This window comes from Ruminococcus sp. CAG:379, assembly GCF_000434255.1.
GTDB lineage: Bacteria > Bacillota > Clostridia > Oscillospirales > Ruminococcaceae > Ruminococcus_F > Ruminococcus_F champanellensis.
The window spans coordinates 24679-40991 of record NZ_FR894852.1; the positions used below are offsets into that span (position 1 = coordinate 24679).

At 56.4% G+C, this 16313-nt stretch carries 16 protein-coding genes; 5 read left to right on the top strand and 11 right to left on the bottom strand.

Translation table 11 applies throughout. From position 1 onward, the window contains the following. From QVO51_RS03200 to QVO51_RS03230, 7 genes are all read right to left on the bottom strand, one after another. Positions 1-1384, bottom strand: a 1384-nt coding sequence (locus QVO51_RS03200; protein ID WP_288167804.1) for a heavy metal translocating P-type ATPase, incomplete at its 3' end; no start/stop codon positions are given. Positions 1385-1395: 11 nt separating this feature from the next. Next, positions 1396-1707, bottom strand: a complete 312-nt coding sequence (locus QVO51_RS03205; protein ID WP_015557698.1) for a metal-sensing transcriptional repressor — start codon at positions 1705-1707, stop codon at positions 1396-1398. Between the two features lie 150 nt (positions 1708-1857). Further along, positions 1858-2433: a hypothetical protein gene (locus tag QVO51_RS03210; protein ID WP_022357208.1), complete on the bottom strand. Its 576-nt coding sequence runs from the start codon at positions 2431-2433 to the stop codon at positions 1858-1860. A 179-nt stretch (positions 2434-2612) separates the two neighbouring features. Further along, positions 2613-3767, bottom strand: a complete 1155-nt coding sequence (locus QVO51_RS03215) for an SGNH/GDSL hydrolase family protein (RefSeq protein WP_022357209.1) — start codon at positions 3765-3767, stop codon at positions 2613-2615. Between the two features lie 131 nt (positions 3768-3898). Then, positions 3899-4612, bottom strand: a complete 714-nt coding sequence (locus QVO51_RS03220) for an acyl-[acyl-carrier-protein] thioesterase (protein ID WP_022357210.1) — start codon at positions 4610-4612, stop codon at positions 3899-3901. After that, the gene (locus QVO51_RS03225; RefSeq protein WP_022357211.1) at positions 4612-5730 is read right to left on the bottom strand and encodes an SGNH/GDSL hydrolase family protein; all 1119 of its coding nucleotides are present in this window, start codon (positions 5728-5730) and stop codon (positions 4612-4614) included. Before QVO51_RS03225 ends, QVO51_RS03220 begins: the two co-directional genes overlap by 1 nt. After that, complete coding sequence (locus tag QVO51_RS03230; protein WP_022357212.1) at positions 5715-6683, bottom strand: LysR family transcriptional regulator; 969 nt, start codon at positions 6681-6683, stop codon at positions 5715-5717. The genes QVO51_RS03225 and QVO51_RS03230 overlap by 16 nt, the downstream gene beginning before the upstream one ends. Positions 6684-6804: 121 nt before the next feature. On the opposite strand from QVO51_RS03230, the gene QVO51_RS03235 reads away from it, so the two are divergent. The 4 genes from QVO51_RS03235 to QVO51_RS03250 all read left to right on the top strand — a co-directional run bounded on the left by QVO51_RS03235 (position 6805) and on the right by QVO51_RS03250 (position 9166). Next, the gene (locus tag QVO51_RS03235) at positions 6805-7527 is read left to right on the top strand and encodes a polysaccharide deacetylase family protein (RefSeq protein WP_288167805.1); all 723 of its coding nucleotides are present in this window, start codon (positions 6805-6807) and stop codon (positions 7525-7527) included. Between the two features lie 55 nt (positions 7528-7582). Then, positions 7583-7996 (top strand): hypothetical protein, encoded by a 414-nt coding sequence (locus QVO51_RS03240; protein WP_022357214.1) that lies wholly within the window; start codon positions 7583-7585, stop codon positions 7994-7996. Positions 7997-8181: 185 nt separating this feature from the next. After that, positions 8182-8895 (top strand): AzlC family ABC transporter permease, encoded by a 714-nt coding sequence (locus QVO51_RS03245; protein ID WP_015557691.1) that lies wholly within the window; start codon positions 8182-8184, stop codon positions 8893-8895. Continuing rightward, positions 8888-9166: an AzlD domain-containing protein gene (locus tag QVO51_RS03250; protein ID WP_022357215.1), complete on the top strand. Its 279-nt coding sequence runs from the start codon at positions 8888-8890 to the stop codon at positions 9164-9166. Before QVO51_RS03245 ends, QVO51_RS03250 begins: the two co-directional genes overlap by 8 nt. A gap of 136 nt (positions 9167-9302) precedes the next feature. Here the strand turns inward: QVO51_RS03250 and bglS are convergent, their stop codons facing one another. The 4 genes from bglS to QVO51_RS03275 all read right to left on the bottom strand — a co-directional run bounded on the left by bglS (position 9303) and on the right by QVO51_RS03275 (position 14613). Continuing rightward, the gene (gene bglS / locus QVO51_RS03260) at positions 9303-12452 is read right to left on the bottom strand and encodes a beta-glucanase (RefSeq protein WP_022357216.1); all 3150 of its coding nucleotides are present in this window, start codon (positions 12450-12452) and stop codon (positions 9303-9305) included. Positions 12453-12611: 159 nt separating this feature from the next. Then, positions 12612-13358, bottom strand: a complete 747-nt coding sequence (locus QVO51_RS03265) for a helix-turn-helix transcriptional regulator (RefSeq protein ID WP_022357217.1) — start codon at positions 13356-13358, stop codon at positions 12612-12614. 18 nt (positions 13359-13376) lie between these two features. Then, complete coding sequence (locus QVO51_RS03270) at positions 13377-13574, bottom strand: hypothetical protein (protein WP_022357218.1); 198 nt, start codon at positions 13572-13574, stop codon at positions 13377-13379. Further along, on the bottom strand, positions 13540-14613 hold the full coding sequence (locus QVO51_RS03275; protein ID WP_022357219.1) for a LacI family DNA-binding transcriptional regulator: 1074 nt from the start codon (positions 14611-14613) through the stop codon (positions 13540-13542). Before QVO51_RS03275 ends, QVO51_RS03270 begins: the two co-directional genes overlap by 35 nt. A 279-nt stretch (positions 14614-14892) precedes the next feature. Here QVO51_RS03275 and QVO51_RS03280 point away from each other — a divergent pair. Then, positions 14893-16313, top strand: a 1421-nt coding sequence (locus tag QVO51_RS03280) for a class I adenylate-forming enzyme family protein (protein WP_288167808.1), incomplete at its 3' end; no start/stop codon positions are given.

The window sequence follows — 16313 nt, forward strand, 5'->3', positions numbered from 1 at the left end:
GCAGTCGCTGCTCTGATACGCCGGATCCCGGCAGCAGATCCGTCACTACGGGAGCACCCTGGGTAATGGTGCCGGTCTTGTCCAGTGCCACGATCTGCACCTTTCCGGTTTCCTCCAGGGATACGGCAGTCTTGAACAGAATGCCGTTCCGGGCACCTACGCCGCTGCCCACCATAATCGCCACCGGGGTGGCAAGCCCCAATGCACAGGGGCAGCTAATGACCAGCACAGAGATGCCCCGGGCAAGAGCAAAAGCGGTACCGTACCCCAGCAGCAGCCACACCAGCGTGGTGACTACTGCAATGGAGATCACGATGGGCACGAATACCCCGGACACCCGGTCGGCGATCTTGGCGATGGGAGCTTTGGTGGCTGCCGCATCGCTGACCATGCGGATGATCTGGGACAGGGGGGTATCCTCCCCCACCCGGGACGCCTCACAGCGCAGATAGCCGGAGTGGTTGATGGTGGCAGCGCATACCGGATCTCCCGGTGCCTTGTCCACCGGAATGCTCTCCCCGGTCAGGGCGGATTCATCCACCGCACTTTCCCCCTCCAGGATCACCCCATCCACCGGGATGCTCTCTCCGGGGCGGACTGCAAACACATCCCCTTTCTGCACCTGCTCCGCCGGAATGGTTTCTTCCTTTCCGTCCCGGATCACAGTGGCGGTCTTGGGGGCAAGCTGCATCAGACTCCGGATGGCGTCAGTAGTTTTTCCTTTGGAGCGAGCCTCCAGCATTTTTCCCACTGTAATCAGAGTCAGGATCATGGCGGCGGACTCGAAATAAAACTCGTCCATATAGGTCATGACCCGATCCATATCCCCATGCACCTGGGCATCGGTCATAGCGAACAGGGCATATACGCTCCACAAGAAGGATGCCCCGGAGCCGAGGGCAACCAGCGTATCCATATTGGGGGAGCGATGCCACAGGCTCTGAAAGCCGCTGACAAAAAATTTCTGGTTGATGACCAGAATGCTCCCTGCAAGCAGCAGCTGCACCAGTCCCATTGCCACATGGTTCCCGTCAAACCAATGGGGCAGCGGCCAGTTCCACATCATATGCCCCATGGAGAAATACATCAGCACCAGCAGCAGTGCCACAGAGGTGATGAGCCGGCGGCGGATCCTGGGGGTTTCCGTATCCCGAAGGGTATCCTTGGGCACAGTATCCTGCTTTGCCCCCTTGAGGGATGCGCCGTAGCCAGCCGCCTGCACTGCTGTGATCACCGCATCCGGGGCGGCAGTGCCCTCCACCCCCATGGAATTGGTCAGCAGATTCACCGCACAGCTTTCCACGCCCGGCACGGCGGATACCGCACGCTCCACCCGGGTGCTGCATGCGGCACAGCTCATGCCCGTTACCTCATATTGCTTCATTTCGGTTCTCCTCACTTCATCAGCTTTTGCAGGGTCGCCACCAACTCATCGATCACCTCGTCCTGCCCCGCACGGATATCCCGCACCACACAGCCCCGAATGTGACTTGCCAGCAGCTCCCGGTTGAATGCGTTCATGGCTGCATTCACCGCTGCGGACTGGATCAGTACATCGTTGCAGTAGGCGTCCTGTTCCAGCATGGTCTGGATGCCCCGTACCTGTCCTTCGATCCGCCGCAGCCGGTTCAGCAGCGCTTTTTTCTGTTCCGCACTGCGCTTTGTGGTTTTCTGACAGCAGCAGGGACAGGCTTTTTTCTCCTCCATCACATGCACCTCGTTGTGTTCATATACCCCTTGGGGGTATTTTTAGTATACACCCATCCACCCTGCTTGTCAAGGGTAGTATGCATCCCTTTTTTTCAAATTATCAGACCACACAAAAAACCGCCTGCAAATGCAGACGGTTTTGCATGCTTATTTCAGATCCTCCGCTTTGATGGACAGGGCGACGCTGGAATCCAGCACCGGGGAAAGCGTCTTATCCCCCTCCGCCCACAGGTAACAGCTTTGCGCCGGAGATGGCATGAAATATTCCTCCCCGGATTTTGTCAGAAACAGTACATACTCCTGGTCGGGCTGCATGGATACATAAGCATTGCAGACCACCGGATTCTGGGCTGCTTCATTGGTACCCAACTGCAAGAAGGTCAAGGTATCCCCCTGCTTGGCATCACCCTTGTACGCTTCCTGCACCTGGATCGTCATACGGGTATAGGGGGAATTCTCAAAGCTGGTTTCCTCCCGTTTCTGGAATTTGCACCGGAGGATCAGATCCGACTTTTCCTGCAATGCCTGGAGGCTGTCGTAAACCGGATAATCCGCATGGATACTGGATTCCGTGTTTCCGGTCTGACTGGAAACGGATGCGGCAGCAGTGGTCTGTGCCGGCTGGGTGGTAGTGCTGTCGGCTGAACTGCCGGTGGAGCTGCTGTCAGCGGCGCATCCGGTCAGCAGCGCTAATGCGGCTGCAAATACAACAAGTTTTTTCATTCTGATCCTCCTTTTTTCTGTGTCGGGCAGCGGTCTGCCCTGTTCCTGTATGCTTCTATATATAGTATAGCATCCCCCCCTGAAATGTCAATCGTTTCTTGTAGAACAATCAATCTTTTTTCGGTGCTTCCCAGCACGCAGACAAAAAAACGCCCCTGCATCCGCAAGGGCGTTCCCGATTACCAGCCGTACCGGCTGCGGATCTCCTCCGCCAGCCTGGCAGCTGCTTTCTCATGGGTCTTGGCGGTGGGGTGCCAATCGGCAGCGTAGCCGTCCGCCTGATTCTGTACGTCAAATTTCATACAGGACACATTGCTGTCCCCGGTTTCCTTGGAGTATGCGGCAACCGCAGCCTCCACGCTGGGGTACAGCCGATCCCCCATGATCCCCAGGGTGCAGAGAATGGGAGCATCCGGATTCTTCTCCCGGACGGTCTTGAGAAATTCCACATAGGCGGCGGCAAAATCCGCCTGCCGCTGGGCGTCCGTCTGGCAGTAGCTGTCGTCGTTGGTGCCCAGGTTGATGACCACCAGATCCGGCTGCCGGGCGAAATCCCACTTGATGGAGGCAGGCTTCTTGTCCCCGAAGCTGCCGTTGGAAAAGCCCAGCTTGGGGTAATACCGGGGCACGATCTGATGAGGCTGGAGCTTGCCGCTGTCCGTATAGCCGGACAGGATCCCGTACCCGCTGATGGATACCATACTGTAATCTGCTTCCAGGGTCTGCGCCGTCCGGTAAGCGTATGCCTTGGTCACATCCTCTGTGGCAGTGGAGAAATGATGCTCCGCCGCTTCATCGTCCACGCCGTAGCCGCAGGTGATGGAATCCCCCACAAACTCGATGAGCCGGGACTGGGGCTGCGCCGGGTGGATGCCCTCCTGGGAATCCACCGTGATCCGCTTGATGGCAATGGTGGACATGGCGCATTCCGACAGCTTCACGATCCGCACCGTGACCTCCTGTGCCGCATCGCTCTGGAATACGGTATAGGTCTTTTCCGGCTGATCGATCTGGTCATCCACCACCCGTTCCTCATTCACATACACCGCAATACGGGCATAGTTCGCCTGGTTATCCGGCGCTTCGGCGATCTGATCCCCGGCGATGGTGATCTCCGCCTTGGTGCCGGTAAAGGTAAATGCCGCTCCGGTGCCGGAATAGGCGCACCAGCGCATATCGTCCGCATAATAAGTTCGTCCAAGGGGCAGCACCGCCTCCTCCGAGGGGGCATAGGTTTTGTGCATATCGTTTTCCTCCGTTCTGCATCCGGCAAGCAACCCTGTGCAGCTTACCGCAAGACAGACCGCTGTCGCAACCGCTTTGCATGCTCTCATCCGCATTTTCTCCTTTATATGATGTACAAGGCAACATCGCACAAAGCTTGTACAGTGCTGCCCTACTATTGTACCATACTTCCGGAACGGTGGCAAATGGTTTTCAGTCTATCGAATGGATTACACCGGGACTATATCGAGTACAGCAATTGGGCATAGGGCTTGCCCTGTTCATCGCAAAGAGCGATCCAGCAGCCCTCCGCCGTGGTCAGCCGACGAGGACAGATCAGCGCCCCATGCTTTGCCGGGGTCTTGTAGGCGATCCGCACCCGGCGATAGGCATACCCCTCCGGCAGTGCCTCCTCCCCCAGGTCAAAATACCGGGCATTGTTCACATGATGATACCGGTCGATCATGCTCCGGTCCACTGCTCTGTCAGGAAGCTGCTCCCAGGGCTGGGACGCATCCGGCACAATCAGCTTATGGGGCAGATACTCCATTTCATAGGCAGGCTCCAGCCGTACCTGCTCCAGCAAGGTCTGGGGAATCCGGGTTCCCCGGGCGGTGGACAGATCCACAAACACCCCGATGCACCAGCTTGCGGCGCACACTTCCCCGGCTGCGTCCAGCAGCAGCGTATTCCGGCAACCGTAAAACCGATTGCAGTCAAAGATCCAGGTTTTCAAGGTCAGCTGCTCCCCATAGGCTGGCATCCGGACAATATCAATCTGTCGGGATGCCAGGTACATACCCAGCCCATGCTCTGCAAAATAGGCATTCAGCGCCTGCTCCGTATCCAGCTGAAAGCCGGAGCAGTCCTGCATCAGATCCACCATGCCGCTGCACCGCAGAAGTCCTGTTTCGTCCACCCGGCTGGCACCCAGCCGATATTCCATGGAAAACATCAGTCCGATTCCTTTCTCTTGCCGCCCCAGATGCCCAGAGCGACCAGTTCAAATTTCAGATTCCGGTCACAGTCCGCCGGTGCCAGGGTCAGTACATGTTCCCCGGATGTATCTCCTCCGGACAGCAGCACCGTCACCGGATTGCCCCAGCCAAACAGGCTGTATCCCCGGAGGGGCACCGGATCGCCCCCATCCAGGGAAGCATAGAAGGTGGCGTAATCGTGGCTGGCATACTGCCGGTACACCAGCAGCACCCCCCGGCAATACAGGGGAAGCTGCCAGGCACCCCCATGGTCAGCGGTATGCAGCAGCATGGGCAGTCCATCCTCCCCGAACCGGTGTTCATAGGGAGATTCCAAAGCATCTAGGAACAGCAGCTCCAGATCCGTCAGAGGCGCATGATACGCACAAGCCGGAGGGAGAGGCTGGGGCGCATCTGCCGGAGCAGAGAGCCATTCGTTCAGTCCGGCAAACAGGCAATCCCCCAGCCATTGATGCCCGGCAGGGTGGGGATGACAACTGTCCGCCGCATAATCCCACCAGGTCAGCTGTCCTCCCCGGATGGCATCCTCCAGGGCGGCAGCGGCATCCACCACCGGCAGACCATAGTGAGCGGCAATCCGGGTCATATGCGCCCGACAGCAGTACCCGTCCTCCATGCCTACCAGCAGCAGGCATACCGCCGGTTTTTCCGGCAACTGCAAAAGCATCCGGATCAGACTTTCAAAGCAGCCGATGCTTTCCGGCGTCTTGGCGTCGTTGATGCCGTACTCCACCACCACCAGCTGCGGGCGGCACAGAGGCAGCTCCCGGCGGACGCATACCAGACCGTAGTCCGATCCGGTTCCGGCAATGCTGTAATCATACAGATAAAACCGTTTGCCGGGCATGGCACTGCGCAGACGCTGCACCCCATGCAGGGGAAATGGCTCCGGCACATAGGCATTGTCCAGACAACCGGCAGTGACAGAGCCGCCTAAAAATGCGATCCGCACCTGTCCGGCAGAAAACGCCCGGTGCAGCCTTGCATTGTTCCCGGCAAGGGTCAGGGAGGCGGCGCAAAGCCCCGCATAGGCATCCTGCCCCAGCTTTTCCCGGATGGTCACAGGATCCGCCATGTGCCGATCTCCACCAGCCGCTTTAAGGTCAGGCAGTAGGCTGCCGCCGCCTTGGACACATAGCTGCTGCGGCGCATCACCAGGCAGATCTGCCGCTGGGCATGGGCAGGCTCCAGGGCGTAGAACACCGGGTGGGCGGCATAATTCCCGAAATGGATCATGGTATCCGGGATCAGGGTCATGCCAAAGCCGGACACCACAAAGGAAAAGGCAGCGTCAATGGTACGCACCCGGAGAGCAGGCTCCGGCAATCCTCCGAATGCTATAAAGGAGCGCTGCATAACCTCCTCGTTGAATTCCTCCTGCTGGGGCAGGATAAAGGGCACATCCCGGAGTCGGGACAGATCCACCGGTTTTGCCCGGAGAAACCGTTCACTGCGGCTGCGGATATCCTCCCAGGACAGCTGCCAGTCCGCCAGCTGTCCATTGACGGGGGCTGCCGCCGGCACTGCCGCATACAACTGCTCCGTGGCAAGCGGCTCCACATCAAAATATTTGGGATCAAAGCTTCCGGTGCTGAGAAGCAGGTCGATCTGCCCTGCCCGGAGCATTTCCTTGAGGTTTTCGGAATTGTTGTCCGCAATGGACACCTCCACCCCTGCATGCTCCCGGCAGAACTGGGAAATACTCCGCGCCAGCATATAGCTTGTCCGGAAGGTGGATGCGCCGATCTTCAGTGTGCCTGCCCGGAGGTTCTGCATATCTGCGATCCGGTTCGCCAGGTCATCCTGGGCAGCCTTGATCTGCCGGGCGGTGGCAACGTATGCTTCTCCGGCAGCGGTCAGACTGATGGGGGTGGTGCTCCGGTCAAAAATCTCCGTGCCAAGCTGTCGTTCGATGTTAATGATGTATTTGCTCAGTGAGGGCTGGGTGATGTACAGCTTCTGTGCCGCCTTGGAAAAGCTGCGAAGCTGGGCTACCAGCAATACATATTCGATCTGCTGGGGTGTCATAAGATCCCTCCTATAACCTTTTGGCTATACCTATTATTTTACCACACCTATTTGACCTTTGCAAGGGATTCATGCTAAAATGGGAGAGATACTTTTTACGAATACACAAGGGGGAAGCAGATTGAACGGAAAAGCATGTTTCCTTGCCCTGATGGGAGGAATTGTATTGATGACCGGATGCAGCACGGACAGCCAGGCGGCAAGCCGCCCTGTACCGCAATTTGATGCCAACACAAAAGTCATAGCCCTGACCTTTGACGATGGTCCCAGCAGCACCACGCCCCTGGTTCTGGACAAGCTGGATCAGTACGGGGTGGTAGCATCCTTTTTCGTTTGCGGCAACAACGTGGGGGAGCAGACCGCCGACACGGTAAAGCGCGCCTACGACATGGGCTGCGAGATCCACAACCACTCCAAATCCCACCGGGATATGACCAAGCTGACGGAAGAGCAGATCCGCAGGGAGATCACGGAAACCTCCCAGCGGGTGGAGGCCATCACCGGCGAGCCAACCCGGTTTTTCCGCCCGCCCTATATTGCGGTAAATGACCTGATGTACGACACGGTGGGCATGCCCTTTATCTGCGGCTACGGCTCCAACGACTGGGACGACAAGGTGGGAGTGCAGGAACGCTCCGACAAGGTGCTGGCGCAGATTCATGACGGCAGCATCATCCTGCTGCACGATGCAGAGGGCAACACCAAAACCGTGGAGGCACTGGATCTGCTGATCCCGGCATTGCAGCAGGATGGATACACCCTGGTGACTGTATCCCAGTTATTTGAGGCAAAGGGCGTCACGCCGGATACCCACACCATGTATTCCGATGTGACAAAGGATTGACATTCCCTCCCGGATCTATTATAATAGGTACAGCGAAAGAATGGAGGGACAATCCATGAAACATAGAATGCTTCCGGCGGCAGCAGGGATCCTGCTGAGTACCGCCCTTTGTACATGCCTGGTGGGATGCGGCAAGGGCAACAGCAGCAGCCTGCCGGATGCGCCGATCACCACGGCAGCTTCCGCCGTGACAAATGCAGCAGAATCCACCGCTGTTGGCACAACGCAGCCGGACAAGCCGTCCAATGCAACCGTCGCCACCACTGCCGGAGCGGAGAACGAATTGCCCATCCTTGCTCCGGGTACGGGACAACCCGGCGAGGAACTGCCGGTTCTGACGATTCCGGCAGAACCGAACCAGCCGGGCACCACAGCAGTTCCCCGGCAAACGGATGCGCCTACCACGTTCACCATGGTGACCATCCCCAGCACCGGCATTGAGTTGCCCTTTGTGCCCTACGAAGAATAACCTGTTCAGTCCGGGAAGATCCGCCCGGACTGCTTTTTTCTGTAGATTGCATCCGGCTGAAAAGCATGCTATAATGTAGGCAGCACTGTGCAAAGCCGCCAGGCGGACTTTGTGCGGTATTGCCTGTAGCTTGTCAATGTTCCGCAGGGACATTTCAGCAAAGAGAACCAAAGGAGCGTAGATCTATGCATGCACCCAAGCACAGCTTTACCGAAGGTCTCCGGGACGGACTGCCCATCTTTCTGGGATATGTGTCCGTTGCCTTTGCCTTCGGCATTTCCGCCACCGGACAGGGACTTGCCGTCTGGCAGGTGGTTCTGATCTCCATGACCAACGTGACATCCGCCGGACAGCTTGCAGGCGTTCCCCTGATCGCCGCAAGCGCACCGCTGACAGAAATCGGACTGACCCAGCTGATCATCAATCTGCGGTACGCCCTCATGTCCGTTTCCCTGTCCCAGAAGCTGGATCCGGATGTACGGCTGGGGGATCGGTTTGCCATCTCCTTTGTGAATACGGACGAGGTATTTGCCGTCGCCAGCGGCAAGGAGGGAAAGGTGGGGAGAGCCTATCTGTATGGTCTGATCCTGCCCCCCTATGTGGGCTGGGCAGTGGGCACCCTGGTGGGGGCTGTTGCAGGAAATATCCTGCCGGCATTTCTCATCAGTGCCCTGGGCATTGCCATTTACGGCATGTTCATCGCCATCATCGTGCCCCCCTCCCGGACAAACCATGCCGTTCTGGGGGCTGTGCTGACTGCCGCCGGGCTTAGCTGTCTGATCTACTATACACCCCTGCCCATTTCCAGCGGCTTTTCCATCATTCTCTGCACCGTTGTGACCAGTGTGATCCTGGCTCTGATCAAGCCATTGCCGGAGGAGGATGAAACGCATGCCTGATACATCCCGTTTTCTGCTGTGCCTGCTGGTAATGGCAGGCGTCACCTACTTGATCCGGATGCTGCCTCTGGTTTTTTTCCGAAAACCCATCCGGAACCGGTTCGCCCGTTCCTTCCTCCACTATGTGCCCTATGCGGCGCTGAGTGCCATGACCTTCCCGGCAATCTTCTATGCCACCTCCAGTCCCCTTTCCGCAGCAGCCGGTCTGCTGGCGGCGCTGCAGCCGGTCTGCTGGCGGCGCTGCTTCTGGCGTACCGCTCCTGTAGTCTGATCTCCGTTGCCGCCGGCGCATGCGGTACGGTACTGCTGTGCGAATGGGCAGTACACCTGCTTTCTTAAGGCAGCACACCATACAAAAACAGGGCATCGGTTGAAGCCGATGCCCTGTTTCCGCTTATAGGAGGAGGTTATTGCTGATTGTAGGTGACCCACTGATACCGGGCGGTCAGCGGCGTGTTCCCGTTGAAGGGCTTCAGCCAGTCATCCACCCCGATGCCGGGCCATGCATTCATCATGATCTTGCCGGCGGTGGTGGGTATATTGTCGTAAGCGGTGTATACCGCCTTACCGTCCACATACCAGGTGATATGATCCGCCTGCCAGTCAAAGCCGTAGGTGTGGAAGCCCTCGGAGGCATCAAAGCCCAGATCGTACATATACTCGTGATTGCCCACCCCGTTGGTGTAATAGTTGAACTGCACCTTGGTGGTATCCTTTCCGAGCACCTCAATGTCGATCTCGTCCCAGGGGTTATTCTCTGACGGACCAGTATAAGTAAAGAAGGAGGAAACCACCCCGTCGTTCTTGATTGCCTGCATGGAGGTTTCGTAGTAGCCGTACTTGTAGTAGCCATTGGTACGGTACTCTGCCCCGGAGTAAGCATACTTGCCGGAGTGATCCTTATCAATGGTAAGGTTCAGCACACCTCCGTTAAAGGAGGTGTTTTCCTTGTACCAGCCGCAGTTAAAGCAGCTGCCATTCGTCCAGCCGTCGGACGCAAAAAATTCCGCATTTGCGCCCTTCCGGAAATCTGCCTGCATAGTCGCATTCTGATTCATAGGTGTACCATAGTCCTGGATCCCACTGGGATTCCGAGTAGTCTGTATAGCGTCAACGGTTGTGTGCGTGGTGGGTGCTGTGGTCTGGGGCGGCGCAGTGGTAACTGCGGGCTCGCCGGAGAATGCCTTGATTTTTCCAAGCAGATACTGCTGCATCACAACGATATCTGCAACGGTAACCTTGCCATCCTGGTTTACGTCTGCTGCCTGCTCTGCGGACTGGTTGTCAAAGCCAGTGGTCAAGCCCCGTCTTGCCAGTACCAGATCGAAGGCGTTGATGGTCTTGTCGTTGTTCACATCCCCAAGCAGATACTTTTCCACTACGGGTGTGCTGCCACCTTCCCCGGTGAGTGCCACCAGGTAGGTCAGAGGAGAGTTCCAGTAAATTGTGACCTCGTTGGTGGAGTAGCTTTCCGCATTGTCCACATACCGCTTTGCGGCGGGAAGATCCTGGCAATATGCCTTCGCTGCGGAATCCTCCAGATTCTGGTTGACGCCGCCTACCAGCATGCCGGGCATAGCCTTGCCAATTGCCATAGAGGGTCTGTGGTGGGGATTTTCCGGAGAAACAGTACCATAGCCCGTGAAGAAGCACTCGCCCACCGGATTCACACCCAGCAGGTAATCCAGCTGTGCATTGGCAGCATTCAGATAAGAAGCCTGATCGGTCAGCTGATATGCAAGACCCAGGATGATGCCGGCGTTTGCAACGGTCATGTTGCTGCCCCAATCATATTTGGTGAGTGCTACACCGTACGGAGAACTGCCGGACTTGGAAAGCAGCTGATCCGCCTGTGTCAGCACTATGTTCTTTGCCTTGGTATAGGCAGAGGTGGACTTGCTGATGGAGTCCGAGGTCAGCAGGGCAATATTGCCGTAGTCCCCCACGGTCGCCCAGTCCATGCCGGTGCATACAACCATGCTGTTCAAAGCAGATTCGTACTTGCTGCTGCCGGTTGCCCGATACAGCTGTGCTGCCGCCCAGTATCTTTCGTCCCGGTCGGACTTGTCACCGTATTCACCGGTGGAAATATCAGAGGGATTGGAAAAGTTGAGGTTGGGATTCTGCTCCAGGTAGCTCCATGCCTGCTCCGCACGGCTCAGGCAGTCCTTTGCAAAGCTGCTGTCCACATCCTTATAAAATTCATACGCCAGCGCCATGGATGCGCAGAAGTCAGCAGTTGCAGTGGAGGAAACCGGTGTAACGATCAAGGGAGCAGTCTCCTTTTCCGGTGCCACATAGCCCGGGAAGTTTTCACAGGTCACCTTGTGATAAACAGCGCCGTCCTGCCGCTGCATTTTCTGCATCCACTCCAGCTCATAGCGAACCTCATCCAGAATATCCGGAACCCCGTTGCCGCTTTCCGGAATGCCGCTTGCGTCTCCATACAGCTCCGGATTCTGCTGGTATGCATACAGCAGATCTGCTACTGCCTTTGCCGCCGGTACAATGTATCTGCCATAGTCTCCGGCATCGTGCCAGCCGCCGGAAACATCAATCTGCTGATTGGTGCCATAAATGGTCGCCATGGTGCTGTGGCATGCCGGGTGACCAAAGGTGCTGTCCTGAACCGCAGTGCCGCAGCGCTGCAAATAGAGCATCTTCACGCTGTCATCCAGCAGGTTGCCGTAAACATCGTCCCCGATCTCAAAGGTGTAGGAGGGATCCAGGCTGCCGCAGGTGATGTAGTACTTGCCCGGGGTGGTAACCTGAGAAAAATCACCAACCCGGTTGGTTTCGTTGGCAGAGCTGTTGGTCTTGTCCCCGGACAGCTGCCCGGTGTAAACAGTCTGCTTGGTGACAGCGTTCACAACGGAAAATTCGCTGGCACTGCCCATATTGCGAAATACTGCCGTTTTCTGGCTGTCGCAGCGATAGCCAACCTGGTTGGTCACAATGGGAGGCTCGTAGGGTCTGGATGCGGAGTAGTCCACCTGGCTGTCGTCGATCAGCTCCAGGGACACGTTATCCAGGTAAATGGTATGCTCCGGCAGAGCACCATCCGCTTCCTGAATCCCGCAGTTGAATACAAGCTTGGACATGATGTCGGTATCCTGCTCCATGGTGAAGGTATAGTTCACACTCTGGGGAGAATTGGTCAGATTCAGCCCCTTCCAGGTATATGCCTGGTAGGTGCCGCCGTTCTGCTGGATCATGCATTCTACAAACCGGTTGGTGCTGCAGGAAATGTCATACTTGAGCCGATACACCCCGTTCTTGTACAAGGGAATGATGTCGTAGAATACTTGAACCGCATAATTCACCTTGCCTACGTTGCTGATCTTCAGCGCCAGTCTGCCGTTTTCCGTGGACAGAGAGCAGGCACCGCCGCTTTCCTTGTAGGTACCCCAGCCGGAAGTACCGGACTCAAAAGTCGAATTGGTAATGATGTTGCCTGCTGCCAGAGTGGTCATAGTGGGCAGTGCAGGCAGTGCGGATACCAGCACTGAGCACGCCGCCGCAGCTGCTGCCAGCCTGCGAATCGCAGATTTCTTCATGGTGATGTTCCCCCTCGTCATTCGTACCCTGTAAAGCCCATCGGGTACGGTCAGTCCGCATCTTTCTTTGTTTATCATAGTACATCTGCACAAATATTTCTATAACTTTCACGATAAAAATAGCAAAATCTTGACCAAAACGAAACAGGCCGCTGCAATTCAGCGACCTGTAAAATCCGGAATGTTGTATTGCTTTTTGTACTGCTTTGGAGTGGTGCCCATGTACTTCCGGAACACCTTGATGAAATAGCTCTGGGAGCTGAACGCCAGCAGCGTGCTGATCTGGGTATCGCTGTATTCCGTATACAGCAGCAGAGCAGCTGCCTCCTCGATCTTCTGCTTGTTCACAAAGTCGCTGAAGGTCATGCCGGTTTCCTTTTTGAACAGCCGGGACAGATACGCCGGACTGATGTCCAGATGCTTTGCAGTATCCTCCAGCAGGATCCGGCTATGCAGGTGGGTGATGATGTAATCCACCCCATGGACGATCTGCCGGGAGTAGGCTCCGTTCAGCTTGATGCGGCGCATTTTCCCGGTGTAATCCTCGATCATTTCCAGGTGCACCCGGCGGATCTCCGCCTCTGTCCGGCACTTGTCAGTTTTCATGATGTAAAAATCACTGAGAGTGTAGGATTCCTCCGGGGGCATACCCCCTTTGATGCAATACCGGGCGATCAGTGCAGCCAACACCACCATGTGATACCGGAGGTTCCGGAGGGGATCCTCGCTGAGCACCCCGCAGCCCTCACAGCACAGAGGCTTCATAAACACCCGCACCAGCTTCATATTCCCGGAGCAGATGCTTTCGTAAAAGGCGATCTCCCGGTCAAAGGAGGCATGAGCAAAGCTCTCCTCCCGTTGGGAGAACAAATGCTCCGCAATCTTTTTCTCCGTGTCCTGCTGCATGCCCACACCCCCTTGCCTTTATCTCTGCTGTGTCCAGAAGCGGCGGAATACCGAACGGAGCAGCCAGTACAGTCCCAGGATCAGTCCGTACAGCAATGGCTCGTACCGCACATCCAGCCAGCACCCTGTTACCTGCTGTATCAGAAACACCCCTGCCAAAATGACCAGCAGGATCGCCGTCTCAATCCACGCCTGTTTGGCTTTCCACTTTTTCATGTTCATGCTCCTGCAATCGGCGGACGGAATTTTTGATGATCAGTTTGCCGGGAATGATCCGCTTCCCCTCGCTGTAATCCGGATGCTCCAGCTTTTTGAAGATGATATCCACCGTTGCCTGAGCCATGATCTCCAGGTTCACCTCCACTGTGGTGATGGAGGGTACGCACATATCCGACACCATGTAGTTGTCATAGCCCACCACGGACACATCCTCCGGCACCCGGTAGCCGGATTCCTTCAGCGCAGAGATCACCCGGAAGGCAGTCTCGTCGCAATTGCACACAAGGGCAGTGGGCATATCCGGCGGAAAGACCAGATCCGTAATCAAAGGGCCGTTCGGCTCCCGGTCTGCCAGAGTCCAATCCTTCCGGTAGGGGATCCCGTGCTCCATCAGCGCCTTGATGTAGCCCATGAACCGGTCGTGGATGCTGCTTGTCTCGGTTACATTGCCCATAAAGCCAATGCGCCGGTGTCCCATGCTGATCAGATAATCCGTCAGCAGATAGCCCCCATAGTAGCTGTCGGACACAATGCTGTCCACATGGTAATGTTCATCGTAAAAATCCAGGAACACCACCGGCAGACCCACCTGGAGGATCATATCCAGATAGTCGTGACCGATCTGTCCCAGCATGATGAGGGCATTGACCTTATGACTGGTAACCAGCTCCGGCGGCAGGCAGTTTTTCTCCTGCCGCATGGAGACGCTTTCGCACAGCACATTGGTGCTGCGCTTGAGCAGCCGGGTCACCCGCTGGGTCAGTTCCCAGTAGAAGGTTCCCTTATCGCCGCAGAAGCGCTCCGCAGTCAGGATCCCCACCGTAAGGAACCGGCGGACAGGCTTGTCCCCGGTTTCCTGCTTTTGCCGGGGTCGCCGTGCCACGGAGGGACGGTATCCCATTTCCACTGCCTTGGCTTTGATGGCTGCACAAAGCTCAGGACTGACACCGCCCCGATCCCCCAGTGCATTGGAAACTGTGACTACGCTGACCGAGAACTCCTTAGCAATATCCGACATTTTCACGCCGTACTTCATGGCACTTCCTCCTGTCCGCCGTCCCGAAACGACGTGTATTTGATACCTATTTATATTATATCACATCCAGAGAAAACTGTATCTTGCCAGAGTGTAAATTAAACATGTACGTTGGGTGAATAAATATAACAAATAAATCATCTTTTCATTATTCCCTGCATTCAGGATGCAAAGAAAATTGAAAAACATATATTTTTTCTGTATTTCCTATTTACTTTTGCGCTTTCATGTGATAAAATGAAAGGTGACTTATGAAGCGACCAGAAAGGACGGATCATTATGACCATTACAGATATATTGGAACGCAACGCCATCCTGTACGGAAAGGACACAGCCCTGGTGGAGATCAACCCGGATATCCAGGAAGTCCATCGGGTAACCTGGAAGGAGTACGAGCTGATCGAGCCGGCACCGGTGTCCTACTACCGGCGGGAGATCACCTGGAGCGTGTTCAACGAAAAGGCAAATCGGTTTGCCAATCTCCTGCTGTCCCGGGGCGTCAAGAAGGGCGACAAGGTGGCGATCCTGCTGATGAACTGCCTGGAATGGCTGCCCATTTATTTCGGCATTCTCAAAACCGGTGCCCTGGCGGTACCCCTGAACTTCCGCTACGCCTCTGACGAGATCAAGTACTGTGTGGATCTTGCGGAGGTGGATATTCTGGTGTTCGGCCCGGAATTCATCGGCAGAGTGGAGGAAATTGCCCCGGAGATCAGCAAAAAGCGCCTGCTGTTCTACGTTGGGGAAAACTGTCCCTCCTTTGCGGAGCACTACGACCGGCTGGTTGCCAACTGCTCCAGTGCTTCCCCGGATCTGCCCCTGGATCTGACGGATGATGCGGCAATCTACTTCTCCTCCGGCACCACAGGCTTCCCGAAAGCCATCCTGCACAACCACGAAAGCCTGCTGCACGCCTGCAAGGTAGAGCGGGAGCATCACGGGCAGACCCGGGACGATGTGTTCCTGTGCATCCCGCCCCTGTACCACACCGGTGCGAAGATGCACTGGTTCGGCAGCTTTCTGGTAGGCGGCAAGGCAGTCCTGCTGAAGGGTGTAAAGCCGAAATGCATTCTGGAAGCCATTTCCCAGGAACAATGTACCATCGTATGGCTGCTGGTGCCCTGGGCACAGGATATTCTGGACGCCCTGGATCGGGGTGAGCTGAAGCTGGAGGATTACAAGCTGGATCAGTGGCGGCTGATGCACATCGGCGCACAGCCCGTTCCCCCCAGCCTGATCGCCCGGTGGAAGAAATACTTTCCCAACCACCAGTATGACACCAATTACGGGCTGAGCGAGTCCATCGGTCCCGGCTGCGTGCACCTGGGCGTGGGCAACATCGACAAGGTAGGTGCCATCGGCAAGGCGGGCTTCGGCTGGGAGGTCAAGATCGTGGACGATAAGGGCAACACGGTACCCCAGGGCACTGTGGGTGAGCTTGCGGTCAAGGGCCCCGGCGTCATGACCTGCTACTACAACGATCCCAAGGCAACGGACGAGGTGCTTCGGGACGGCTGGCTCTACACCGGAGACATGGCGCAGGAGGATGCAGACGGCTTTATCTTTCTGGTGGATCGGAAAAAGGACGTAATCATCAGCGGCGGCGAGAATCTGTACCCGGTACAGATCGAGGATTTCCTGCGCAGCAACGACAACATCAAGGACGTGGCGGTCATCGGGCTGCCGGATCAGCGGCTGGG

Bases quoted from the DNA above. Each gene is read 5' to 3' on its own strand.
- QVO51_RS03205 (WP_015557698.1), bottom strand. From the start codon at position 1,707: ATGGAGGAGAAAAAAGCCTGTCCCTGCTGCTGTCAGAAAACCACAAAG.
- QVO51_RS03270 (WP_022357218.1), bottom strand. From the start codon at position 13,574: ATGAAAAAGTGGAAAGCCAAACAGGCGTGGATTGAGACGGCGATCCTG.
- bglS (WP_022357216.1), bottom strand. From the start codon at position 12,452: ATGAAGAAATCTGCGATTCGCAGGCTGGCAGCAGCTGCGGCGGCGTGC.
- QVO51_RS03230 (WP_022357212.1), bottom strand. From the start codon at position 6,683: ATGACACCCCAGCAGATCGAATATGTATTGCTGGTAGCCCAGCTTCGC.
- QVO51_RS03250 (WP_022357215.1), top strand. From the start codon at position 8,888: ATGCCTGATACATCCCGTTTTCTGCTGTGCCTGCTGGTAATGGCAGGC.
- QVO51_RS03215 (WP_022357209.1), bottom strand. From the start codon at position 3,767: ATGAGAGCATGCAAAGCGGTTGCGACAGCGGTCTGTCTTGCGGTAAGC.
- QVO51_RS03245 (WP_015557691.1), top strand. From the start codon at position 8,182: ATGCATGCACCCAAGCACAGCTTTACCGAAGGTCTCCGGGACGGACTG.
- QVO51_RS03275 (WP_022357219.1), bottom strand. From the start codon at position 14,613: ATGAAGTACGGCGTGAAAATGTCGGATATTGCTAAGGAGTTCTCGGTC.
- QVO51_RS03210 (WP_022357208.1), bottom strand. From the start codon at position 2,433: ATGAAAAAACTTGTTGTATTTGCAGCCGCATTAGCGCTGCTGACCGGA.
- QVO51_RS03265 (WP_022357217.1), bottom strand. From the start codon at position 13,358: ATGCAGCAGGACACGGAGAAAAAGATTGCGGAGCATTTGTTCTCCCAA.
- QVO51_RS03220 (WP_022357210.1), bottom strand. From the start codon at position 4,612: ATGTTTTCCATGGAATATCGGCTGGGTGCCAGCCGGGTGGACGAAACA.
- QVO51_RS03225 (WP_022357211.1), bottom strand. From the start codon at position 5,730: ATGGCGGATCCTGTGACCATCCGGGAAAAGCTGGGGCAGGATGCCTAT.
- QVO51_RS03240 (WP_022357214.1), top strand. From the start codon at position 7,583: ATGAAACATAGAATGCTTCCGGCGGCAGCAGGGATCCTGCTGAGTACC.